Origin of the sequence: Mesorhizobium sp. M0870 (assembly GCF_040319775.1) — a bacterium.
Taxonomy (GTDB): domain Bacteria; phylum Pseudomonadota; class Alphaproteobacteria; order Rhizobiales; family Rhizobiaceae; genus Mesorhizobium.
Genome location: NZ_JAMYOI010000003.1, coordinates 1 through 24673 on the forward strand (window position 1 = coordinate 1; position 24673 = coordinate 24673).

The 24673-nt window shown below is 59.9% G+C and carries 19 protein-coding genes; 14 read left to right on the plus strand and 5 right to left on the minus strand.

Annotated elements, in window-relative coordinates:
• Positions 1-561: 561 nt before the first annotated feature.
• The 6 genes from NKH97_RS04965 to NKH97_RS04990 all read left to right on the plus strand — a co-directional run bounded on the left by NKH97_RS04965 (position 562) and on the right by NKH97_RS04990 (position 9844).
• Complete coding sequence (locus NKH97_RS04965) at positions 562-1770, plus strand: glycosyltransferase family 4 protein (protein WP_352795606.1); 1209 nt, start codon at positions 562-564, stop codon at positions 1768-1770.
• Positions 1767-3026, plus strand: coding sequence for an O-antigen ligase family protein (locus NKH97_RS04970; RefSeq protein ID WP_352440666.1), 1260 nt, complete (start codon positions 1767-1769; stop codon positions 3024-3026). The genes NKH97_RS04965 and NKH97_RS04970 overlap by 4 nt, the downstream gene beginning before the upstream one ends.
• Positions 3026-5023: an asparagine synthase (glutamine-hydrolyzing) gene (gene asnB, locus NKH97_RS04975; protein ID WP_352440667.1), complete on the plus strand. Its 1998-nt coding sequence runs from the start codon at positions 3026-3028 to the stop codon at positions 5021-5023. Before NKH97_RS04970 ends, asnB (NKH97_RS04975) begins: the two co-directional genes overlap by 1 nt.
• A 1-nt stretch (position 5024) precedes the next feature.
• Entirely contained in the window at positions 5025-7256 is a 2232-nt protein-coding gene (locus tag NKH97_RS04980; RefSeq protein ID WP_023808944.1) for a GumC family protein, read from the plus strand.
• A 300-nt stretch (positions 7257-7556) separates the two neighbouring features.
• On the plus strand, positions 7557-8807 hold the full coding sequence (locus tag NKH97_RS04985; protein WP_245486033.1) for an oligosaccharide flippase family protein: 1251 nt from the start codon (positions 7557-7559) through the stop codon (positions 8805-8807).
• Positions 8804-9844 carry a glycosyltransferase family 2 protein gene (locus NKH97_RS04990; RefSeq protein WP_023808946.1) on the plus strand — a complete coding sequence of 347 codons (1041 nt, stop codon included), beginning with the start codon at positions 8804-8806 and terminating at the stop codon, positions 9842-9844. The genes NKH97_RS04985 and NKH97_RS04990 overlap by 4 nt, the downstream gene beginning before the upstream one ends.
• Positions 9845-9926: 82 nt before the next feature.
• Here NKH97_RS04990 and NKH97_RS04995 read toward each other — a convergent pair whose 3' ends face one another.
• Positions 9927-10634, minus strand: a complete 708-nt coding sequence (locus NKH97_RS04995) for a helix-turn-helix transcriptional regulator (protein ID WP_031212340.1) — start codon at positions 10632-10634, stop codon at positions 9927-9929.
• A 210-nt stretch (positions 10635-10844) separates the two neighbouring features.
• Here NKH97_RS04995 and NKH97_RS05000 point away from each other — a divergent pair, with 210 nt between their 5' ends.
• A complete protein-coding gene (locus NKH97_RS05000) occupies positions 10845-12587 on the plus strand; it encodes a PAS domain-containing protein (RefSeq protein ID WP_023808948.1) in 1743 nt (580 codons plus the stop codon).
• Here NKH97_RS05000 and NKH97_RS05005 read toward each other — a convergent pair.
• Complete coding sequence (locus NKH97_RS05005) at positions 12580-13254, minus strand: LuxR C-terminal-related transcriptional regulator (RefSeq protein WP_023808949.1); 675 nt, start codon at positions 13252-13254, stop codon at positions 12580-12582. The two genes, NKH97_RS05000 and NKH97_RS05005, sit on opposite strands and share 8 nt — an antisense overlap.
• A gap of 507 nt (positions 13255-13761) precedes the next feature.
• Here NKH97_RS05005 and NKH97_RS05010 point away from each other — a divergent pair.
• The 7 genes from NKH97_RS05010 (at position 13762) to NKH97_RS05040 (ending at position 20735) form a co-directional block, all read left to right on the plus strand.
• A complete protein-coding gene (locus NKH97_RS05010) occupies positions 13762-14484 on the plus strand; it encodes a nucleotidyltransferase family protein (RefSeq protein WP_023808950.1) in 723 nt (240 codons plus the stop codon).
• Between the two features lie 39 nt (positions 14485-14523).
• A complete protein-coding gene (locus tag NKH97_RS05015) occupies positions 14524-15660 on the plus strand; it encodes a DegT/DnrJ/EryC1/StrS family aminotransferase (RefSeq protein ID WP_352795610.1) in 1137 nt (378 codons plus the stop codon).
• A complete protein-coding gene (locus tag NKH97_RS05020; protein WP_023808952.1) occupies positions 15657-16331 on the plus strand; it encodes a sugar transferase in 675 nt (224 codons plus the stop codon). The genes NKH97_RS05015 and NKH97_RS05020 overlap by 4 nt, the downstream gene beginning before the upstream one ends.
• A gap of 87 nt (positions 16332-16418) precedes the next feature.
• Positions 16419-17423 carry an SDR family NAD(P)-dependent oxidoreductase gene (locus tag NKH97_RS05025; protein ID WP_023808953.1) on the plus strand — a complete coding sequence of 335 codons (1005 nt, stop codon included), beginning with the start codon at positions 16419-16421 and terminating at the stop codon, positions 17421-17423.
• The gene (locus NKH97_RS05030) at positions 17420-18649 is read left to right on the plus strand and encodes a hypothetical protein (protein ID WP_031212341.1); all 1230 of its coding nucleotides are present in this window, start codon (positions 17420-17422) and stop codon (positions 18647-18649) included. Before NKH97_RS05025 ends, NKH97_RS05030 begins: the two co-directional genes overlap by 4 nt.
• Before the next feature lie 97 nt (positions 18650-18746).
• Positions 18747-19928, plus strand: a complete 1182-nt coding sequence (locus NKH97_RS05035) for a polysaccharide biosynthesis/export family protein (protein WP_352628441.1) — start codon at positions 18747-18749, stop codon at positions 19926-19928.
• A gap of 63 nt (positions 19929-19991) precedes the next feature.
• Positions 19992-20735 carry a N5-glutamine methyltransferase family protein gene (locus NKH97_RS05040; protein ID WP_050592622.1) on the plus strand — a complete coding sequence of 248 codons (744 nt, stop codon included), beginning with the start codon at positions 19992-19994 and terminating at the stop codon, positions 20733-20735.
• Between the two features lie 60 nt (positions 20736-20795).
• Here NKH97_RS05040 and NKH97_RS05045 read toward each other — a convergent pair whose 3' ends face one another.
• Genes NKH97_RS05045 through asnB (NKH97_RS05055) form a run of 3 tightly spaced genes read right to left on the minus strand, consistent with a single transcriptional unit; the run spans position 20796 to position 24673 of the window.
• Entirely contained in the window at positions 20796-21062 is a 267-nt protein-coding gene (locus tag NKH97_RS05045; protein ID WP_013533122.1) for an acyl carrier protein, read from the minus strand.
• 39 nt (positions 21063-21101) lie between these two features.
• Entirely contained in the window at positions 21102-22655 is a 1554-nt protein-coding gene (locus NKH97_RS05050) for a class I adenylate-forming enzyme family protein (protein ID WP_031212342.1), read from the minus strand.
• The gene (asnB, locus tag NKH97_RS05055) at positions 22652-24673 is read right to left on the minus strand and encodes an asparagine synthase (glutamine-hydrolyzing) (protein ID WP_023808957.1); all 2022 of its coding nucleotides are present in this window, start codon (positions 24671-24673) and stop codon (positions 22652-22654) included. The genes NKH97_RS05050 and asnB (NKH97_RS05055) overlap by 4 nt, the downstream gene beginning before the upstream one ends.

Here is a 24673-nt window from a genome sequence, read left to right on the forward strand (position 1 = left end):
TGCCCCCCCTTCTTTTTTTAAAATCACCCTCTTTTTTTTGGCGACCCCCCCCCCCCCCACCCAAAAAACTCTTTAAACCGGGGGGGTCGCCCGTGGGCCCCCCCCGACAGATGTTCCGGATGTGTGGACCAACAGCTGACGTGCGGGTTCCGTCCTGAAGACCGGGCGACGCAGGCCGAGGGCCGGCTTGACGGCCCAGCGCAACCACGCGTCAAAAACTTTTTGCCATCAGCGAACCGCGGAGCTCAGGCACCACGCCGCCGCAATTGGACACTCGAAAACCTTACAACCAAGGTGATGCAGACCAGCCACTCGTACCGGCTCAGGCGAACACCGCGCTCATCCCGCAAGACACGAGTCACATGAACGCTCCGGCAATCGCGAGGGAATCTCGCCTCGCTGATCGCTACCCTTCCAAACATCACGGGTGTCATTCAAACGGACGAGGACAGGCATCTGGTGTCCCCCTAGCGTGCACTCGGGCGGCATGCGCTCAGAGGTGATGAAGCCGGGCCATGGCAGCATGAGAGCCAATCGGCCATGTGCGCTTGGGAGAGGCAGATGAACCCGCACCTGGTCTGCGTGGGAGGCGAGGATCACGCCTTGAGAGTTCCCTTCCTCATCGCGCTGCGAGAGAAAGGCTTTCGCGTTACGGCGGTCTCGAGCGGTTCTCCCGTACCGTTTTTACGGCATGACATTTCGCATCACAGGTTCACCTTCGACCGCTTTGCAAGCGGAGGCGGGGAATGGCGCACTCTCGGAACGATGCGCCGCTTGATGCAGGAGCTTCAGCCTGACCTCATCCAGAGCTTCGACACCAAGCCAAATCTGTTAACGCCCCTTTCGGTACGGGGAACTGTTCCGGTCATTCGCACCATCAACGGACTGGGGTGGACGTTCTCATCGCTGGAGCCTCGAGCCCTGGCGTTGCGTCCGGTCTATTGCGCACTACAATGGCTTGCGTCTTCCTGGACGGCTGCGACCGTATTCCAAAATAGCGACGACCAACTGTTCTTCGAGCGCTTTCGGCTGATCGGTCGCGGAAGTTCGCGACTGATACGCAGTTCCGGAATCGATGTCGACGCGTTCGCAACGGTGCGCCATCTCGGGTCCTCAGCAACGAAGATGCGAAAGGACCTCGGCCTTCAGTCCGCCGAAGTGGTGATCTTCGTCGGCCGTTTGACGCGCCAGAAAGGCGTGGCGACCCTTCTCAATGCGATCCCTCGCATCCTGTCCGCAAGGCCCGCGGCACGGTTTGTGCTCGTCGGCCCACGAGAATCCGAAGGCTCATTCGCAATCGACAAGTCGGAGCTTGATCGGCATGCACCTCATGTGCTGGCCTTGGGTCCACGACGCGATGTCGCCGATCTCCTTGGCATGGCCGATGTATTCGCCTTTCCCACTCAGTATCGCGAGGGGGTTCCGCGTGTATTGCTCGAGGCGGGGCTGGCGGGACTGCCCATCGTGGCCTCAAGGATGCCAGGCTGCAGCGACGTCGTCGAAGACGGATGGAACGGCTACCTGGTTGCGCCGCATGATGCCGAAGCCCTCGCCTCGCGAACAATAGACTTGCTGTCCGACCGCGCGGCGGCCAAGGCGATGGGCGCCCGTTCTGTTGAACTTGTCCGGAGGCGATTTGCCCTGCCACTGGTGGTCGACCAGTACTGCGACCTTTACGACAACACACTCCGCGCGGGGCACATGCGACCGCTCCCTGCCGTTGGGCTTGGAGGCGGCCTCGCAAATCACCGAGGCGGGGCACATCAATGATCCGGGACGCCTTGCTCGCCCTGGGGGTTGCTATGTCCTATGCGACGCAACTAGGCGTTCCGGGATTGCCGCTCGGCTATGGCGAATTGTTCATCGCGATCTGGATCGTGCTGGCGATTGGACGAATACTCGCTGGCGGTCGTCTCCAGCTCACACCCGCTTTTGTCCAACTGGCGAGCTTCTGGCTGCTCCTGTCGCTCGCTTTGGGGATCGGCACGATCGTCGGTTACCTGACCACCGTTCTTTATCTGACCGGGTTTGTACATGACATTATGGCATATGTGTTGCTGGCAAGCTTTACGTGCCTGGCCGCGGCGGAGCCGGACGCCGATCGGCATCTGCGCCGCAGCGCATGGTACGTGGTCGCGTTTGCCAATGGAGCCTTTGTGATACAGCTTGGCTTGGCTTATGGTGCGATCCACCAATCCGGCGTCGATCCATGGTATTGGGACCGGTTCCGCGGCTGGTCAGAGAACCCGAACCAACTCGCGCTCTATTGCGCGCTCTTTGGCCCGCTGGCTTTGCATCTTGCCACGACCACGCGCAACCCATGGGCTCGTTTGCTAGCATTCTCATGCCTGCTCCTGACGTTCTATGTCGGCCGACTGACGAAGAGCGACACCTATCTCTATACCAGCATCCTGAGCTGCCTCATCTTCATCGGATTGCGGCTTCGTGCATGGATAGCAACGAGCGGCCGCGCCAGCATGCCCCGCCTGGCGGCAATTATGCTGTTGGCAGGCTCCTTCCCTCTAGCGCTTGCAATGACGCCGTACGCGCTCACCGAAGAGACCAGCGTCGCCAATTTTGCGAAGAGCCTTACCAAAGACGAAGGCGGGGAAGCGACCGTCGAAACGTTCGAACTCCGGCTTTATCTGTGGCAGGAGGCTGTGGAAAAAGGATTGAAATCCGGGTCCCTGGGACTGGGCCCTGGCCCCCACCTCGAGCGGCCTCCCGTGGCCGACCGTCAATTTCTACAGCGACCTTTCGAGGCGCATAACACCGTTCTCGACCTTTACCTGCAGGGCGGATTGCTTGCCGTGATGGCGTTGGTCTGGATCGTGGGCGCCGCCATGTCCTCCGCCTGGCGAGCGGGATTCGACGCCCTGCTGGTGCTCGGGGGATCGACGATAATCTTCAGCATGCCTCACCTGATCATCCGCCACCCGATCGTGTGGTTTTCGCTGGCTTTCTGCCTCGTTGCCGGAAATCCGACCGCACTTCGGCGGCAGCTTGCTGAACCGAGGGTGGCCTAATGTGTGGGATCGCGGGAATTCTATTGGCTTCGGACGCTCTGGACATAAAGCCGCTTGGAGCGATCGGGCGGATGACTGCATCGCTGCGTCACCGGGGGCCGGATGGCGAGGGGCTCTGGATCGACCGCGAAGCTGGAATCGCACTGGGCCACAGGCGGTTGGCAATTGTCGACCTGTCAGCCGCCGGGCACCAGCCGATGCATTCCGCCAGCGGTCGGTACGTGATCACCTTCAACGGTGAGATATACAATTTTCGCGATTTGCGTAGCGAACTCGAGTGTGCGGGCCAAACCTTTCAAGGTGCTAGCGACACCGAAGTGATGCTCTGCGCAATCGAGCATTGGGGGCTTGAGGCCGCCCTCAATCGCTTTGCCGGTATGTTCGTCTTCGCATTGTGGGATCTCAAGACAAGAACCCTGCATCTGGCCCGCGACAGAATGGGCAAAAAGCCCCTCTATGTCGCATCGACCCGAGATGCGCTGGTTTTCGCGTCTGAGCTGAAGGCGATCAATTGCTTTCCGGGCTTTTCTCCCGACCTTGATCTTGATGCCGCCGCGGCAATGCTTTCGACGGGATGGGTGCCGGACCATCGCTGTATCTGGCGAAGCGTGTTCAAACTGCCGCCTGGTTCTGTCCTTTCCGTCACGGCGGCGAATTTTGCCGAAGACCGCAGCGCGGACCGTCTTTCCCGATGCGTTCACCGCTGGTGGTCGCTGGCTGCCGTCGCTGCCGATGGGCGACGGAATCCCGCCATCGGCACCGACGAAGATCTGGTTGACGAACTGGACAACCGGCTTCGGCTGGCTGTGCGGGAACGTATGATCGCCGACGTGCCTCTGGGCGGCTTCCTGTCGGGCGGGATCGACAGCTCAGCCGTGATCGCCTTGATGCAGGCCCAATCCTGCAAGCCGGTTCGCAGCTTCACGATCTCGTTCGGAGAGGGCGGCTTTGATGAAGCTCCATACGCAGCGGCCGTTGCCCGTCATCTGGGTACCGACCACTCCGAACTTCACCTCTCGCCAAGCGCCGCACGTGACGTCATTCCCGAGTTGCCCCAGGTCTGGGATGAACCCTTCGCCGATGAATCACAAATACCGACCTTGCTCGTTGCCAGGCTCGCTCGTCAGCACGTCACCGTAGCGCTGTCGGGCGACGGTGGTGACGAATGCTTCGCAGGATACGGCCGCCACTTTATGGCGGAGCGGCTGAAACGGCACCTGCGCCTGCCCCGACAACTGCGCCGAACCTTGGCGGCAGGGGCAGGGTTTTTCGCACGCGCCGGACGTGACGATGCCGTTGGCAAACTGCCGCTCTCTGCGAGCGCGAGGCATTTTATCCGGAGCGACCGAATGGAACGCCTCGCCCGGCTGCTCACGGCATCGAACGAAGACGAATTGTTTCAGCGGCTGGCGCGGCCACAAGCTGAAAACCTTGGATATCAGCGGCCGACCGAACCAACCCACGGCTACGGCGGTCCGCCGCTTGACGACCTGCTCTCCCGTCTTCTGTACGATGACATGGCGGGCTACTTGCCTGGCGATATCTTGGTGAAGCTGGACCGTGCCACCATGGCCAACAGCCTTGAGGGTCGGTGTCCTCTGCTTGACCACCGCGTTGTCGAATTCTCCTGGCGGCTGCCATCCAACATGAAAGTTCGTGATGGCGCCGGCAAATGGATCCTTCGCCAATTGCTACGCCGCTATCTCCCGCAGCACCTGATCGAGCGTCCGAAACAAGGCTTCGATGTCCCTATCGCTGCATGGCTGCGGGGTCCGCTGCGCAACTGGGCCACCGATCTTCTCGCCGACATGCGAACCGAAAGCAGTGACGTATTGGACACCGCGAAGATCGACGCCTGCTGGCGCGATCACATTGATGGCCATAACCGCTCGCGCGAATTGTGGTCCGCGTTGATGTTCCAGGCCTGGCGGAGCAAGGCCAATCGGCAAGCACAGCAAACCGGCCCAACTCATGAACGCGACCTGGCAGGAGTGTAAGATGGTAGGTTCCGCAATCAGCCCGATCCAGCTGCCACGGGTCAATCAACTACCAGCACCGGTTCTCGAAGGCAGAGTGCCCGTGCGGTCATTGCGTGAGTATGTCGAGCCGCCCACCGCGTCGCGCCAACTCTTCGTGATTCTGGCAAGGAGAAAATGGTCTATTGTTGCCTTCGCTGTGTTGGGCGGCTTGTTGGCGGGGTTGCTGGGAAGCCTTCGACCAGTTCTCTACGAGTCAACAACCCAGCTTATCGTCGACGCCCCCTCGCGCGGTTCACTGCCCGTCGGCGCCCCGTCTTCGCAGGACCTCGTTGATTCAAGCATAGATGACCACATCACGATGTTATCGTCGCAAGATCACCTGCGCCGCGTCATGGCGGCACTGCGCAAGACAGGTGCGGCGGAAACCGGACAGGACAATTCCGCGAGCAGGAATTCCCGGCTTGAACCGTCTGCCACCCCTCCCCCAAGGACACGCTCACTTGCCGGCGGTCTACTGGACTGGCTGTGGCCAGGGGCGGACCAGGTAGCCAACGGTCCACAAGCCGAGGATGCCTCCGAGTTGAGAGCTTTGCGGCGAGGCATGCGGGTCGGGCAGGAGCTGCGATCGAGAGTAATCTCCGTCGCTTTTGCCGATGACAGCCCCGCGCGGGCGGCGCTCGTGGCCAACACATTCGCTCAGGTTTATGTCGACTCCCTAGCGAAGAAAAGGCAGGCATCCGACCAGCAAGAGCTCGATGCGATCACCGCCAGTTTGCCCGGGCTGCAAAATGATCTGCAGGCAGCGGCAGACCGCCTTGAGAAATATCGGCTGAGCCACGGAGCCATCGACCAAGGCTCGGCGGACAATGCAGCCAGGGAACGGGCCGACCTCAGCCAGCAATTGTCGATGTCAAAGGCGGACCTCGCCGCTGTGGAATCTCGGCTTCGATACGTCCAGGGGCTTCGAGAGCATGGGGCCTCTCTCACCGCCTTGGCCGAAGCTATTGGCGCGCCTGAACTTGCCGACCTTGCGGCTCGACAGGCTCTCGCGCCGGCAGACCAGGAACTCAGAGCCACGACGCAAAGCAAGATCGAACAAGGCGTCGACAAGATTGCTGCCGATGCAAACATTTTCCGTGCACAGATCGCCGCTCTTGAAAGCCGAAAGAACATCCTGGATGCGGTCATGGCCGACACCGCCAGCCGGCTTTCCGGTTTGCGGGCTCTCGAGCCGCAGGTCAGCCTGCTGACCCAGCGATATAACGAACTCCTTGGTCGACAACAGGATTTGACGCGGCGTATCGGAGTTCCCTCAGCTGGAATTTCCATCCTGTCCGCTGCTTGGCCGCCGACTATCCCGCAGACCTTGCCAGCCATCTTCCTTGTTCCCCCTGGGATGATCCTATTCGCCATTCTGGGGGCGATGTACGTCACGATGCGCAATCATTTCGACCGGACTTTCCGTGGCGAGGCCGAGGCAGAAGCGGTGCTCAAGGTTCCCTGTGTGGGGCAGATTCCCGAAGCAGGCGGAATGCATGCCAAACAACTGCGAAACCTCGTGCTGGGGGAGCGCAGGTCCGCATATAGCCGCGCCGTGACGTCGTTGCTGATTGCGGCGGCACCAAATGCGCTAAGGGCTCGTTCGTCGTACACGGCGCTTGTCACCTCCAGCGTGCCGCAGGATGGCGGGACCGAGCTCGCGTGGAGCCTGGCGCTCGCCGGCACGCGACTGGGCGGTCGAGTTCTGTTGGTCGATCTTGAACGCAAGGGCGTTCAGCTCACGCTCGAGTTCCTGCACCAGTTCAGCGAACGCAAGAACCGCCATTCCTTCGCTGACTATGTTTGCAATCGCTGCGACCTGGAAGGTGCCGTTGCCAGGCTGCATGAAATCGGGATCGACGTAATGACCGCCGCTCCGTCGGACGACCTGCTGGCGCTGCTATCATGCGAGGACGGAGGCAAAGTGATGGCGGATCTGCACGCGACCTATCGCATCGTGATCATAAACCTGCCGTCGGCGCTGGGGCAGCCGGAAGCCAAATTTCTGCCAGGATGGGCGGACGTGGTTCTTTTCGCCATCCGGTGGAGGAAAACGCCACGCACCCTCGCTCGCGGGGTGCTGGAACTCCTTCAGGGCAACGGTTCTCTTGCGATACCTGTTGGCAGTGTCCTCACGCGAGTGAATCTGAAAAAACATGCCGGATATCGGCTCGAGGACAGCGCTGACCTCTTGCGCGAGCAAATAGCATGACGGCCACAGGCTCGTCCTTGGGCTACGGACGATCCTGGGGCGGTTCATCCAGGGAGCGGCCAGGACGATTCACGGTGCAGCCTGTCAGCAGAGCGCGTCATTCAGGTGAATGATGGCAAGGTCCGGTGTGCATCGTAGGCTGCGGCAATCCCCGATATTTGCCTCTCTCGGAAGCGCGAACCGATGGCACCAAGCGACCTTCTGAGACCCAAGACGGTTCCTGCGGCAGGCACAGCCATCATCGTTGTTCGGCCGAGCCCGATCGGCTCGATCATTCGTGCAGCAAGCGGAGTGTCGGCAATGGCGATTGTCGGCCAGCTCACCCTTCTTGCCGCAATCCCGGTTTTGGCGCGGCTCTATTCGCCGGCCGATTTCGGCATCTTTACGATTTATCTGTCGATCGTGAACATACTCGCCGGGGTCGCGGCATTGCGCTTCGAGGCTTCGCTCTATGGGGTCAAGGGGAACGCGCAGGCCTATGTGACGGTCAAGCTTATTCTCTTGGCTGTGTTCGTGACGACCGTCCTGGCCTTTTCGGCCGGACAGATGCTGTCGAACCTTGCTCCCAATCGCCTCGGCTCGCTCGCCTGGCTCATTCCGATTGGAATGGGAGGCGCAGGTCTGGTCGAAGCCATGAACTGCTGGAGTCTGCGTGCCGGGCTTTTGCGCGATTTTGCTCTCGGGCGCCTGATCCTGCCGGCGAGCATGGCTGCACTGCAATTGGCTTTCGGCATCGCCGAACTCGGCGGTGAAGCGATGATCCATGCCCATATTCTAAGCCAGTTCGTCTTCATCGGGGTGATCGGCTATCGGGTGATGAGTTGGGAGGATTTGCGTGGCATCGCCTGGGCACCTTGGCGTGCGGTATTGGAAAAGGCTCGGCGGGAATACAAATTTCCTCTGTTCGATATTCCCGCAACGCTCGCGAGCATAGCAATCAACAATCTTCCAGCAGTCCTTGTCGGCGGGCTGTTCGGCACCGCATTTGCCGGATATTTGGGCGTGGCCGCGCGGCTGGTCACCGGTCCGGTGACGCTGATCGCCACACCGCTCAGCAATGTTTTTGTCGCCGAAGCAAACCGGAACAGCAATCGTGGACACCTGCTTGGTGTGGCGCGCGGGCTTCTCCTGCTGGCCGCCGCCTTTACCGCGGTGCCGATCTTGCTCCTCGGCCTCGCCGCGCCCTATGTGGTCGTTCCGCTTCTGGGCGAGCCTTGGATGCCCACTGCGGAAATCATGACCGCACTGGCGCTGATGGGCGCGGCACAGGCGTTGTCGACTCCGCTCAGCGACGTTCCCGCTCTGTTACGGCGGCAAGGAACAAGACTGGTCATCGACCTCGCACGGGCGGTTCTCGTGTTTGGCCCGCTGCTCGCCGGCGCCCAGGCGGGCTGGCAGCCAGTCACCGTCATCTATTTCATGGCCGCCGGCGGCGCGTCGGGTTTCGCTCTGAAAATGGCAGCATCACTGTATCTGTTGACCCACGACCCTCAACCAGCAGGCGCTGCAACGTGCATCCAACATGAATGTCTCGAGGAAAAAACACCATGAATTCGTCGTCGGTTGACAACCTTCAAGCGGCAGTTGCGGTCACCCAGCATGACCGGGCCGATCTCTCGTGGTCACGCCCTTTTATCTCGGTCGGGATACCAACCTTTCGTCGACCGGATACGATCCGCAGGGCGATCGACAGCGTCTTGGGCCAGGATTACTCCGATTGGGAGTTGGTCGTGAGCGACGACGAGGGGCCGGAGGGCGAGACCTGGGCTATCGTGACCGACTACGCACGGAGCGAACCTCGCATCCGCATCATCGAAAACAGTCGAGGTCGCGGTCAGGTGGAGAACACCAACAACGCTATGCTGGCTTGCTCCGGACGATGGATCAAGTTGCTACATGACGATGACTGGCTTGCGCCAGGTGCACTCAGGACATTCGCCGAAATTGCCAAACAGTACCCCTCAGTCGCCTTCATGACGTCAGCCGCAAACATAATCGAGGACAAGCGAGTGCGATTTCGCCAAGTCCCCAAGCAGCAGGAACCGATCTCGCTTTATTCCAGCCAGCAGTGCCTGATGGACCTCTATCTGGTGCGCGCGACACGCTGCCTGGGGATTATTCCATCCACATTGTTGATCAACAGCGACGTCATTCGTGCCGGCTGCTTGATGCGCACGCACAAAGAGATTCCGGCCGGAGTGGATCAACTGTTCTTCGTGGATCTAGCCAGCCATGGGGACATGGTGGCGATAAGCGATCCGCTTACCTTTTACGATGCAACGAACCATCCAAGCATTACAACGTCAAAAAGTTTCCGCGAGGTCGACGAAGTGACCCTCGCCGTCAAACAGCTTAACTGGAATCTCATCAAGGACCGCAACCATCTCCCGCCTCCCGAGACATTGCTGCGGGCATTGCGGGTTGCTCGTATTCCCATGAGGTTCCACCAGCAGTCCTGGTTGACCACGTTCCTGGACGGGATTCAGATCTTCCGGCCTTCCGTCATGAAGGTGGCGGGCTGGCACGTGCTTAACCACGTGTTTGCAATCCGCCCAAGATTGGGCCGGGTGCGCACACGACGGCGGTAGGGTGAGGCTGGCGGACAAGCACGCCGGCAACAGATTGCGCGCGCACAAGCCTGTTGCGCGCGCGCATGGTACGGCCGTTACCTCACGGCAAGACGCATATGCGCCCAAGAAGAGCTACCAGTTCCGCCTGGCGCCGTGTTTCGGTCTTGGCGAAGAGCGACGCCAGCTGTGACCTTATCGTGGTCCGGCTCAAGCGCCGCTTGCGGGCTATCTCCAAAGGGGCATCGCCCTGCGCCAAGCGCAGCGCGAGTTGCGTTTCGGCACTCGTCAGACCAAACATTCTTTGCAGCGTCTGGGGATTTGGCCCGGACCTGTTTTCACGATCCAGCAGCGCCACGATACTCGTCGCGTCAGGCGTTGCTATGCCCTTCTCGTTCAAAATCAAGGGCCTGTCGCCCATACCGCGGATCACCACCCATGAAAGCGTGCCAGGAAGAAAATTCCCCGGCACGTTTGCGATCAGCCGCCTCAGAGCAACCGACACCTTGCCGGCCGTATCAGCTGCCTCGCCCTCGCGCTCCAAGGTGTTTTGAGCGGCTGAATTCCACTCCATGACCTTCCTGTCGCTGTTCAGGATCAGATAGCCACACCCGATGCGATCAAGCATTCTCACAACAGATGCAAGGCTGCTCTGCTTTGGCTCGACAGCCACGCCGTCGAACCTTTGTGGTGCTTGGTGCCAGGCGGAACTATGGCCACCCTGCGTTCTCAAGGCCGAGACGGGCTTTCCCCCGAAACTTCCATATTGGCGACCAAGAATTCCATCATGCTGCCTACCAACCAGTGCCATTTTCTTACCTCCCGCAAAACGGCAACGCCTCCCTGTCAGGAGGTGCCTTAAACATGTCAGTCAGGTCGCTTGGAGAGTTGCGGTCCGATCCGCCCCCGACAACGGACAAAATGCGCGCTACAATCCCGGGGAACAATCCTGCGGTCGGACTAGTCTGTACGCTTTTCGGTCTAATCTCGACGGACTAGTCAGAAGGTTATAGTCTGGCACATGCGTTTGCATTCGCTCAGTTTGCATCCGAACAGCTCAGGCAAGTTGCTAACCCACCTTGCCTCGATGTCGCTCCTGGTCGCGACACTTGCGGTCGAGACAGCGCTGCCCGCCTCCATGGCATACGACATCGGCTTTTTTGAGTTTGTTCCCACCATTATTGCCATCTCATATCTCGAAGATCGCCTGATTGCCCTTGCGGCAACGTTTGTGATGGTGACTGTCGGCTTGTTGGCGCGGGATGTCCTTCACAATCCAACCGACGTCGACGTTTGGATTAGGGCCATCCTGCTGCTGGTTGCAGGGGGGATGATCGCCCTGACTTTCCACCGGCAGAGGCAGGACTACCGCACCCTTTTGCGGGTTGCAGAGGCTAGACTCGTGGCCTTGGAGGCGACCGAAAACAGTTATCGCTGGGCATTTGAACGTGCCGCTATCGGCTTTGCCAATATGAGCGAGAACGGAGAGTTGCAACGATCCAACAAACGTCTTTGTGAGATGACAGGGTATGCCGAGGAGGAGCTTTCTAGTTTGCCAGTCAGGGCACTCGTCCATCCTGACGACAACCACACTTTGGCGGAAGCATTGACTCGCCTCAAAGACACGACTTCGTTCGGCTCGGAGATCCGTCTCCTGAGAAAGGACGGCACGGTTTTGTGGACAAGATTGGCGCTGTCTTTGGCCGTGCCAGCTGATGCTCTCCCTCAAAGCATCTTTGTAATGGTGGACGACATATCGGGAGAGCGAACCGCCCGCGAGGCACTCCGGGCTCAGAAGGAATGGTTGGACCTGGCGCTGTCGTCCAGCCGGTTGGGAACATGGCGCATAGACTTCGAGAGCGGATCCGTGAACGGCTCGGCCGCGTTCTGGGAAATGATGGGACTGGCACCCGCGCCGAGCCGTCCGCTGCAGGAACTGGCTGCGGTCGTTCATCCAGCCGACTTGCCTAATTTGACGGCCCCGGGAGAGCTTGCATCCGGCGCCAACTATGACGCGGAGATCCGCATCAGGCGAGCTGGCGGACATATCCGCTGGATTGCTCTTCGCGGACGGGACGAATTGCGCGATGGTCGTGCACAGCGAATAGGAGTCGCCGCGGATGTCACCGATCGGCGCATAACCATTCTGCTGCGGGCTGCGGCGAAGAAGCGAGAGCGGGCCATGCTTGAACAGCGCCACAGGCTCAACAATCTGTTTCCGGTGATCACGGCGCTTGTGAATATGGTTAGTGCCCCCGACAACGATATCGCCCGCTATAAGCAGACACTGATCCAAAAAATCGGCGCACTCCAGGCGACGCATCTGCTTCTTTCACGCGATGGCAACCTGTCGGCGTCCTTGCGCGACCTCATCGTTCAGGAATTGCAGCCCTACATGGGGACGCACAACATCTCGATCAGTGGGCCCGAAGTAAAAATCGCAGAGGGTTCGGCTGAGAGCTTCGCAATGATCGTTCACGAGCTTACGACCAATTCCGTGAAGCATGGGGCTCTCGGCACTCCGGCAGGCCGGATCGAGGTCATGTGGCAATTCACAGCCCAGGAGCCCGGCGCCGACATCGTGTTTGAATGGTCGGAATCGGGAGAGCGCCGGGTCTCCACCTCGGCTCGGCGCGGTTTTGGGTCGTTGATCATTGGAGCCGACGGTGAGCCTATCGTGGGTCACTCTTCCAAGCTTGAGATGCTGGCTCACGGACTGAAATATTCGGTCCGGCTGCCGCCAAAAGCAATCGGCGCTAGTTGACGTCTCTGGCGGCCCATGTCTTCAGCAGAACCGCGGCCTCTGTCCGATTTCGTGCCCCAAGTTCGCGCAGGACGGCGGCGGCATGAATCTTCGTCGTCGCTTCTGCAATTTCAAGAGAGCGGGCAATCTCTTTGTTCGAGTAACCTTCGGCCATCAACCTGAGGACTTCCTTCTGTCTGGACGTAAGCCTGCCCAGATTGTTGACGCTGGTGGTCCTGTGGGGCATTCGCGTGGGAGCCTCGGATGGAAGGCGTACCGGCTCCTTGGACCTTTGTGAAAGAAGTGCCGGAACGTAAATACGGCCGGCCAGGATTTCCTTCACCGCCAGGACCACCTCCTCGTCCGTTTGGGACTTTACGATATAGCCATGAAGTCCAATCGAGAGGGCAGTTAGAATCTCGGCGCGTGAATCGGTCCCTGAAACAATTGCAAACCGTGTGTCGGGATGAGCCGGTAAGACGTCGCGAAGATCGTCCTGGCCGGACAGTCCTGGCATGTTCAGGTCGATGACGGCGAGATCAACGGGCGCCTGATCTTCAAGCAGGCTTATGACGGTATCAAAACACGCCGCTTCGAATATTTCCAAGTCTGGAATGCCGGCCATCAATGCCAGTCGCAGCCCACGACGATACAAGCCGTGATCATCGGCGATGATAATACGATACATGAACCACCCACCTTTTGGCAGCCCGCATGTGTCCCTAGCTGCCGAACCCTCCCTTTGGATGGACTGTACGGTGACCCAACACAGATCAGCCGCCCGCTGATCCCCCGTATGTCGACGCTCGTCGCCGCCCATCCGCACATTTCAACCTGCTAATATAGCTTACAATCGCACACATTTCAGGGCCAGATGGCAAAGTGTTTTTTTCGTACGAACGGTAGCGATGCCCTTCCGAGAAGGTCGTTACCGGCGCCGGACATGCGCACAGCAGTTGCCAATCGAGCGGCTACAGCTCCCAGCTCTGATTGACCGCCCTGCCGCGCCCATGCCCTGCCGGCTGGAATATTGAAATCAAAACGCCGGGAAAGTGCCATTCAAATGCACGACGACGCCTTCTCGGGCGCCACTTACCATCGCTGCACCCGGAGAGGCGAAACCAACACTGGCGTACCTTCCGGCCGGTGGGCTGGACCCATCACACCGCGACAGTCGTATCAATAGGAGGACGAGATGAAAGCGGTCATTCAGTGCGGTGGAATGGGAACACGCCTTCGGCCTTTCACATCCATCTTGCCCAAGCCTCTCATGCCGATCGGTGCTCGACCGGTTCTTGAATTGCTTTTGAAGTGGCTGCGACGGAACGGCATTCAGGAAGTCTACGTCACGACCGGCTATCTGGGGCACTTGATCCGCACCGTATGCGGAGACGGATCACAGTGGAATCTAAGGATACGCTATACCCAGGAGCTGGAACCTCTCGGCACTATCGGCCCGCTCTCCCTGATCAGGGAGGAACTGGACGAGCCGTTCATTGTTCTCAATGGGGACGTACTTACCGATCTCAGTCTCAGCCGGTTTGTGGCATCACACCGGACTCACACGGATCCAGTCACCATAGCCACCGCTTCCCGCGTTATCAAGATGGACTTCGGCGTCATCGACGAGATCGACAATACTGTTAAAGTATTTCGTGAAAAACCGACTCTATCTCATCTGGTAAGCATGGGTATATATTGCATGAACCCAGATGTTTTCCGTTTTATACCTGACGGTATCGCCTTCGGATTCGACGACCTCATGCTGCAGATGATGCAAAACGGCACGAATGTGCACGTCTACAAACATGATGGGCTTTGGCTGGATATCGGACGCGTTGAAGATTTTCAAAACGCACAAACCATTGCCTGGGAAGAGCAGTCCGCATCGATCGAGGTCTCGGCAGCGGCCGCTTGAGGGCCGAACGCTCGGCCGCGCCAACATGAGGAGGTCGTAATGCTCTTGGTCAGCGCTCCTATTCTTGGCTTTCCGGAAAAGGCGGCCCTGGCCAAAGTTGTCGACAGTGGGTGGCTGACGATGGGGGACCAGGTACGAGCCTTTGAAGAGGCCTTCGCGGCCGTGCATGATGCGGTCGATTGCGTCGCCGTCAGCTCTTGCACCGCCGCCCTGCATCTCATTCTCCATGCACTTGGGATCGGCCCTGGAGACGAAGTGCTGGTTCCCTCGCTGACCTTCGTGGCGACCGCGAATGCAGTGCTCTACGTAGGAGCAACACCGGTATTCGTCGACATAGAGTCGGCCGAAGTGCCACTGATGTCTCTAAGCGACGCGGAAGCCAAGTGCACCGGACGCACCAAGGCAGTCATTCTCGTCCATTTTGCCGGCTACCTCGCCGACCGGGAAGAATGGCAGAGATTTGCCCGTGTGCGAGGACTGCATATCGTCGAGGATGCCGCGCATGCTCCCGGCCTTAAGGAGGTGGGGACTTACGGTGCGGCCGCGGCCTTTAGCTTCTACGGCAACAAGAACATGACCACCGCGGAAGGCGGGGCCGTTATCGCCCGGGATGCACAGCTCCGTGAAGCGATCCGCCAGGCTCGCGGACATGGGATGACCAGTGGCACACATCAGCGGCTGAACAGCCGCACGCCGCAATACGACGTGACGATGCTCGGTTTCAATTATCGCATGGACGAATTGCGCGCCGCTATCGGCTTGGTCCAACTTCAGAACCTGCAGGAATGGAATGAAATCCGGCGCATATTGGTCGTCCTCTATCGGCGTCTGATCGCAGATTATTGCTCGGCTGTGACAGTCCCGTTCGGCAAACCGCGGACCTCGGCCTACCACATCATGCCTGTCCTCCTGCCGCATGACGTCGACCGGCAAACGGTAATCGACCATCTGCGAACGAAGGGTATACAGACCACAATCCACTATACGCCCGTGCACCAGATGACGTTTTATCGCCAGATGTTCACTGAAATCCATCTGCCGAAGACCGAGGACTTCGCGCAGCGGGAATTGACGATTCCACTACACCCGCAAATTACGGCAAGTGCGATCGAGTCGGTGGTTGTTGCGTTGGCCACGGCGATTGAAGGCAGCGGGCGGGCGGGAGCCGCGGCATGAACGCACTCGACGTGACGATGCATCGGCCCGCCGTAGCTGGCACCAGCCACGGAATTGCCAGACGCGCTATGGACATCATCCTCGCCGCAGTAGCGGGAATGGTACTCGCTCCACTGATGCTCCTGATTGCCGTTGCACTCTTTGTCGAGGGCGGTTGGCCCGTGCTTTTCGCACAGACGCGCCTGGGTGCCGGCGCAAAACCGTTTCGCATGTACAAGTTCCGCAAATTCAAGACGACAGCCGATCCTTTCGGCCTTGCGCTGACCATGAACGATGACAGCCGCATGACGCGGGTAGGCCGTTTTCTCGCGGCAACGAAACTTGATGAGCTGCCCCAACTGTGGAACGTTTTCACGGGGGACATGGCAATTGTCGGGCCGCGGCCGGAAAGCCTTGCCTTCGCCGATTGTTTCCGCGGCGGCAATGAAGCTGTCCTACAGTGGAAGCCTGGCCTGCTCGGCCCAACCCAGGTTCTCTTCCGTCACGAAGCCTGTTTTTACCCGCCCTCCCTTGATCCGCTCCTGTTTTATCGAGAGGTCCTGTTCCCGGCCAAGGCAACGATCGACCTCGCCTACTATCCGCGGCGCACCATTGCATCGGACCTCGTCTGGATAATGCGGGGCTTCAGGGCGGTTTTCGGCGTGTCCCTGCCTCCCGCGGCAAGTGGGTAGAGTTGGCAAGTGAGGAGAGTTTGGCATGAATGGATTGTTGTTCGTTCGCCAGTTTGACGGCTCACATGATCGAAGGAGTGCACGGTCGTGAACTATCACGGCAGGAAGGTCCTGGTCACGGGTGCGGATGGATTTATCGGATCCCACCTCACGGAAGCGCTGGTGCGCGAAGGTGCCGATGTCACGGCACTGGCCCTCTACAACTCGTTCGACAGCCATGGCTGGCTGGATGATTTGCCCGACCACGTTCGAAGCCAGTTGCAGTGCATTCGGGGGGACGTTCGTGACAGCGCCTTCATCAACCGGATCGTGCGCGGCCAGGCGGTGGTGTTTCATCTGGCTGCGCTGATTGCGATTCCCTATTCCTATGCGGCTGCCCAATCCTATGTGGAAACCAATGTGCTGGGTACCGTGAATGTCCTCGAAGCGGCACGCCACTGGGAAACCGAGCGCATTGTGCATACGTCCACAAGCGAGGTTTATGGCACCGCTCTGACCATGCCGATCCACGAATCCCACCCGTTGCAGGGACAATCCCCCTACTCCGCATCCAAGATCGGCGCGGACATGATGGCGGCGTCCTATGCCAGGTCCTTCGATGTGCCGGTGGTGATCCTGCGACCGTTCAATACATACGGGCCGCGCCAGAGCGAGCGGGCCATCGTGCCGACCATCATAAGGCAGGCTCTGGACGAGAACTGTTCGGCGATCATGGTCGGCGACACCAGCCCTATCCGCGACCTTACCTTTGTGGAAGACACTGCGGCGGCATTTGTGGCGGCAGGGGCGGCCAAGCTTGAATTTGGCCATGCCTACAATGCCGGCAGCCAGCGCGCCGCCAGTGTCTCGGACGTTTTGGAGTTGGTGCTCGAGTTGAGTGGCACCAGGAAACCGGTCCGCCGCGATGAAAGCCGGGTGCGGCCGCAGAACTCCGAGGTTCGTGCGTTGCTCGCCGATTCCTCAAACCTTGAAAGTAAAGTCGGATGGCGGGCACATACGAGCCTGCGTGATGGTCTGGAAAGGACCATCGAGTGGTGGCGCTCGCGCCTCAGCGAAGGCCGCGTCCGTCGTGAAATGAGCTATATGACATGACCTTTCCGCGGCTCATACCGGCTGTGCTGCTGATGGCCGCTCTGCTGGCGCTGCACACAGCCGGAAACCGGCCGAGCGGTGCGGCAGGCACGGAGCCGTCAATGGATCTGCCCGCTTACCTGAAACCTGTCACTGATCCGGCGACAGGGATCAGCTTTACTCGGATTACCCAGCCCGGAGCTCTTGGCAGCGGAATTGTCTGCGGCAAGATATATTGCAGTCACCGATACTCGAGCGCGCAAGCGTGGAATGCGGATCAGAGCCTCCTCGTCCTCATGAACGGCTGCAACGGCATGTGTTTCCTCGACGGGAAAACCTACCTCCCTTTGTTTCACCGCAACAAGTCGGGTGAGTGCGAATGGCGCCCTCGAAAGGCGGAGATGATGATCTGTGTCGACGGTCAAAAGATCTCGACTTGGGCTCCCCGCACCAATCGTGAGGACATAGTGTATGCCGCAACGAAATATCGGGATCTCGAATTCGGCCCGTCCAAGGGAAATCCTAGTCGTGACGGCAACCGCATTGCCGTACGCGCGACCCGCGATGATGGAGCTGCCGTCGTCTTCGCATACGACATCGACCGGCGTCTGAAATACCCGGACATCGATCTCGCCCAGGTTGCCGGAACGACCAGTTCCTGCACCATTTCTCCGCTTGGAGAAAACATCCTGTGTTTCCAAAACCTGGTCGACGGCACCGAGCAGCGAGCCATTTTCGCAGTCGACGGCACCCTGCGCCAGAGGTGGAAGGACCATCATCGGCCCGGCCATGGCGATTTGACTCTCGATGCGGATGGTAGCGAGATTTACGTCGGAACCAGCAAATCCGCTCCGGACGAATATCAGGTGATCAAGCGTCGGCTGTCCGATGGAAAGGTCACGTCGCTCACGAAGTACGGTGAGGCCGAGCATACGTCGCTGCGTGCTTTGGACAGGCCCGAATGGGCATTTATAAGTTACGGGGGCAATCCCGATGAGGTTCGGAGCCATCCAAACTGGGCGCCATACACGCGCGAAGTGATCGCGCTGCGTGTTGACGGTCGTCAGGAGGTCCGACGCATCGTGCAGACGCGAAACGCTCCATTTGACTATTGGAGCGAGACACATGCCTCACCGTCCCCTGATGGGTCGCAAGTGATCTGGTCGAGCAATTGGGGGGTGCCTGGTGGGCCGGTCTACGAATTCGTCGCCCGTCTCGATTGGCCGCAGCAGCCGAGCTTGAATTAAAGGGAGATTGCCATCAATGGCCTTCGTTAGCCGAATTTTCTTTGCAGCGCTTGCCGGCTGCCTGGCCCTGGATATCGCAGCCGCGGCTGAAGCGCCGGTGGCCTACAAGCTTTCCCCCGGCGACACGGTAGAGATAGGAATTGCCTCCATAGCGGAACGAACGCAACGCGCGATTGTCCAGATGGATGGCTCGATCGCGCTGCCCGAGTTCGGGATGATCCCAGTTGGCGGGTTGACGCCGGCTGAATTGCAGACGCGCATGGAAGCGGTGCTGCCAACCAAGATCGTCCACCAGCGTCTGCCTGATGGACGGGAGCAAATGATCGTCATCAAGCCGAGCGACGTCACGGCCGTGATCGCGGAGTACCGGCCGATCTACGTGACTGGCGATGTGCTGACGCCAGGGCAGCAGGCTTACCGGCCACTCATGACAGTCCGGCAGGCGATTGCGGTCGCCGGCGGTTTCAGCCTTCTGCGGTCGCGGGCAAGCCAAAGCGGACCTGATCCCGTTGATCTGCGACGCGACTACGAGTCGATCTGGGGGGATTATATCAGGGACTACTTTCATGGCGCCCGTATCCGCGCCGAACTTCAGAACCAGGCAGAATTTGACATGCAGCCGCCGCAAGGTTCACCCCTGTCGAATGCATTGATATCGGCGGTCGCGCAGGCGGAAGCGGAGGGTCTCAGAATTTCGCTGAACAATTTTCAACAGGAGCAAAGCTATCTCGACAAGACCGCCAAGGATGCCGAGGCTGAGGTCGAGGTTCTGCTCAAGCGCGAGCAGACGGAAGCGGCCGCGGTGAAACAGGATGAGGACGATCTGGCGCGGGTCACCAAATCGTTCGAATCGGGCAACCTGACCAACAGCAGGCTCGCCGACGTCAGACGTGCCGTGCTGATGTCGTCGAGCCGGGCGCTCGAGACGTCGGTCGAACTCATGAGAACGCGACGCCAGCAGGAAGACTTCGTCAGGCAGCAGGAACGCAATGAAAATCAACGAAGGATCGGCCTTCTGAACGAGTTGAGGGACACCGACCTTCGCCTCGCCGAGACCACTGCAAGGCTCCACGCAGCCAGCCAGAAGCTTCAGCCATCAGGGGCGTCCGCTCTTCCACTGCCGGTCGCCGGCGAAACCTTCCAGGCGCGGATCACAATAACCGGCGGGGCCGGCGACGCGTCGAGAAGTCGACCGGTCGACCAGGACACTGAGGTCGCGCCTGGAGACACGATCGAGGTGAGGTTCAGCAGCGACCTGCAGAGTGCGGCGATCCAGTAGCTACGCGGACGTGAACCTAGCCGGGAACGATGAGGCTGATGCCTCGCCTCACAGCATGAAGACATGGGCGACCTGAGAAATCGAGCATGGGAAAATCAAGAAAGCGGGTTTGTCGTGATTGGTGAAATAGATGTCGCCAGCGCCTACAGCACCGGCCGCACCGACTTCATGGGACTGAAGTTGGTTGTCGCGCCCGGCGTGCTCGTCCCTCGCCCGGAGACGGAATTGCTCGGCTGCACCGCCCTCAATGTGCTGCGTGAACTTAATCGGCCGGTCCCGCGTGTCGTCGACATGTGCTGCGGGGCAGGCAATCTCGCCTGCGCCATTGGATACAAGGTCCCCACCGCGCGCGTCTGGGCGAGCGATCTCACTGACAGCTGTGTAGAAACCACGTGCCGGAACGTCGCCCATCTTGGCCTGGCCGGACGCATTTCGGTGCTGCAGGGCGACCTGTTCAATTCCTTCTCGGGTCTGGAGCTCGAAGGCACGATCGATCTGGTCGTTTGCAACCCGCCTTACATCTCCGAGAAGCGGCTCGAAAACGACCGCGCGCATTTGATGGAACTTGAACCACGTGAGGCGTTCGCTGCCGGGCCCTACGGCCTGAGCATTCACATGCGGGTGATCAAGGAGGCGCGGCGCTATCTGCGGCAAGGTGGTATGCTGCTTTTCGAGGTCGGGCTTGGCCAGGACCGGCAGGTCATGAGTTTGGTTGAACGTTCCAAAGGCTACGAGAGCATTCGCACGGTTGCGAACAATGCTGGTGAAGCCAGGGTGGTTTGTGCACGAGCCAGAACGCCAGCGTGAGCCGCGCCATGGGTTTGCGCGCTCGGTTGGGAAGACGCCCTTATTACCATCGCCCGGCGATCAGTTTTCCTTGCTCACCACGTAACGTGCAATTCCCTGGATGGAATCGAAATTCTCAGGCAGAAGTTCACTGTCCTCGACAGTGATGCCGAATGTCTCCTCGACGAAGCCGATAACTTCAAGCACTCCAGTCGAGTCTATGATGCCCTGGTCGAGCAACGACGTTTCAACCTCCAGGGCACGCGGGTCGGCCACGTAGAAATTTGACGCCAGAAAGGCGCGTATCTGATCGCTGTAGGTGTCAATTCTGTTGTTCGTGCTCAGCATTGAATTGGCCTCCGATCCAAATGATTTCCAGGTATCGCTTTATGACAGCGCTATTTTCTTGAGCTTGCCCGTGTCCGTCATCGGTAGACTGGACACAATTTGGATGGACTTCGGAATCATGAAGTTTTCCAACCGCTTCTGACATTCCATCCGCAGCTGCTTTTCGCCTATGATCGTTCCTTGCTCCATGACGACAAACGCTTTCACTGCTTGCCCCAGCAGGTCGTCGGGAACTCCGACAACCGCGGCTTCCCGTACTCCCGGGATTTCCATCAGCACGTTTTCGACTTCCCTAGGCGCCACCTTTTCTCCCCGCGATTTTATGATCTCATCGCTGCGGCCGACAAAATAGAGGTACCCTTCCTCGTCCATTCGGCAGTAGTCGCCGGTGTACAGAACCTGCTCGCCGGGCAAAGGGCCAGGCTTGAGCTTCCTCGCGGTAGCCTCCGGCTTACCCCAGTAGCCCTTCATGACCGTTGCTCCGCGGATGACCAACTGGCCGACGACATTGGGACCGACCTTTCGGTCATCCTCATCGACAATCCACATTTCGGTGTTCGGGATGGCGATCCCCACGCTCAACGGTTTTCGCGCAAGATCTTCCGGCGGAAGATAGGTGCAGCGTTTGCATTCGGTCAGGCCGTACATCGAATAGATCCGGGCATCGGCAAACAGTTCCTGGAGCAGGCGAATGTGCTTGAGCGGCAGTGCCGCAGCAGTGTTCGTGACATACCTTATGCTTGCAAAATCATTTGCCTTCAGCGTCTTGAGATCCGACAGCGCGGCAAAGATGGTCGGCACGCCGGGAAAGCCTGTAACTCTCTCCCTTTCGATGATCGCAAGTATCTGTGCGGGGAAGGCAAACGAGCGCTCGAGGACCAACCGCGCCCCGGTACGGAATGCCATTATCATCTGATAGAGGCCGTAATCGAAGGCCAGGGGCAAGACATTGAGGATCACGTCGTCTTCGCCAAGCTCGAGGTACGAGGCGATAGACGCGCAGGCTGCCATCATGTTCCTGTGTGTCAGCATCACGCCTTTGGGTTCGCCGGTCGAGCCCGACGTGTAGATGATGGCTGCGAGATCGATATCGATGCGGCGGCGGGCCGGCGCTTTGCCGTGGCCGGCAGCCGCCTCATCCCAGCGCACGGCATGCGGCAATCCCCGGAGCTCGGCGTCGTCCACCTGACCGGAGACGATGAGCCGCCGCAGCGACGGACAGTTACGCGCCGGCTCAGTAAAGATCGGCTGCAAATGTTTGTCGGTGATCAATGCCGCCGGCAGGCAATCGTTGAGCAAATACCCCAGCTTGTCGCTCTTGGTGAGCGGATTGACGACGCACACAACGGCGCTCGCCTTGAGAACCGCCCAGAAGCTGACCACGGTCTCGACGGTGTTGTCGGCGAAGATCATGACGCGGTCACCGGGGGCGACCCCGGACGTGACGAGATGATGGGCGACCGCGTTGGAACGTGTCTCAAGCTCATCATAGGCGAGCCGGTGCCCGCCGCACACCAGCGCCACCTTGTCGCCGAGCCGGCCGGCCGAATGGCTGAGGTAGTCGTGCAGCAGAGGGACGGCGCCATGCATCATACCAGCACCTCTTGCCTGTGCAGGTGATCGACATCTATCCTGAGGTCGACCGCACACCCGCTCGAAGGGCGGCTTGCGACAAACTGCTGATGGAGGAGCTGCGTCGACAGCACGCCGACCAACGCCATGTTGTCCGAGTTGGACAGATCCCCATCGCCGGTCTTGGCAGCGCATTTGTCCAGCAGGCGCGCGACCGAGTTCGGATCAAAGACATTCGCTGCGCGCAGGGCAGTCTCCGAGAGTGCTTCGCGGACATAGGCGGGTGCGCTATCGCCGATGAAGCAAAGTGCGTTGGGCGCCCGGTAGGGTTGCTTCTTGCGGGCCACGACTTCCGCGGGCACGATCGATTTCGCCACACGCTTCAGCACGTGTTTCTCATCCAGAATGCGCAGCTTGTAGTCGGCCGGTAGCGAATTCGCCAAGGCCACCAGCCTGTCGTCCAGGAACGGGAACCGCCCTTCGACGGAATGGGCCATCAGCATCCTGTCTCCCTGCGAGGAGAGCAGGTAGCCCGACATCAGCGTCCTGATCTCAAGATACTGGTCCTGCGCGAGAGGACCCCATCGTTGAAACTCTTCGGGCAGGCGGCAGAGCAGGTCCGCCACCACGTCGTGACGCGCCGTTTCGGCGTGCATGTCGGCCGAGAACAGCCGTTTGATGGCGCTGGTGGTGCGCCAGCGGGTATCATGCGCGAAGCCGGGCGCGCCAAATGCATGGATACCATGTCCAAAGAACTGGCGCGCCATCGCCTGCTGCTTGACCGGCGAGCGGCTCAGATAAGGGTAGAGGCGTTCCAGCAGTCGCGCGCGTCGGGCAGAGGCGGGCTGCCGCCCCCAGAAGCGGCGGACCTTGCCTTCCCGGAACAGGTCGTAGCCGGCGAACATCTCGTCGGCCCCTTCGCCGGTCAGCACGACCTTGATGCCATGTTCGCGCACCAGCCTCGAGAGAAGGAACAACGGCGCCGGCGCCGTCCTGAGAATCGGACGCTCGGCGTGACGGATCACATCTGGGAAGATGTCGGCGATGTCACTGCGCGAAACCATCACCTCGTGGTGCTCGCCGCCGCTCGCACTTGCAACCAGCCGCTGGTAACGGGTTTCATCATATTCGGCGTCAGCAAAACGCAACGAGAAAGTCTGGAACGGCGCGCCGGCGAAGCGCCTCCCGAGCATGGCGACAAGTGAGCTGTCGAGCCCGCCGGAAAGGTAGCAGCCGACCGGCACATCCGCCTTCACCATCCTAAGCGCCGTCGCGGCCTGCAAGGCGCCGCGCACTTCGTCCACCGCATCCTCCAGCGAGCCCCTGAAGGTGCCATGGGACAGGTCCTCGCTCTCGGGATAGCAAGGTTTCCAGAAAGCCTGCTCACGAACGCTGCCATTGTCGTAGATGCGGACATGGCCGGGGGTAAGTTCCTGTACTCCCTGAAATACGCCTTGCGGCGGTACGACGGTCCACAGCGTGAAAGTCTGGTCGACCCCCGCCGGATCGAAGGCCCGCGGTATCGCCGGGTCGGCTGCGAAGATGGCCTTAACTTCGCTGGCGAAATGCAGGCGGCCAGCGTGTTCGCACAAATGCAGCGGGCAGATGCCGAACCGGTCGCGCGACAGGACGAGGCGGCCTGTCAGCGAGTCCCAGATGGCGAGTGCCCACTGCCCGTTCAGCCGCTCGAACGCGCCCACGCCCCAGGCGCGGTAGGCATGCACGACGACCTCCGTATCGCTGCGGGTGCGGAAACGATGTCCCAGGGCTATGAGTTGGTCACGCAACTCGACGTAGTTGAAGATCTCGCCGTTGAACACGATCCAGGTGGTATTGCCTGTGTCGGCGAGAGGCTGCTGTCCGGTCGAGAGATCGATGACCGACAGGCGGGTATGCGCCAGCCCCGCTCGCTTGTCGCGGTAAAGGCCGCTTTCGTCCGGACCTCGATGGGAGAGCGCGGCTGCCATTCTCAGAAGCGCGGCTCGTGACGGAGGCTCCGCAGCCGCTTTCAGCGCCACAATTCCGGCGATGCCGCACAT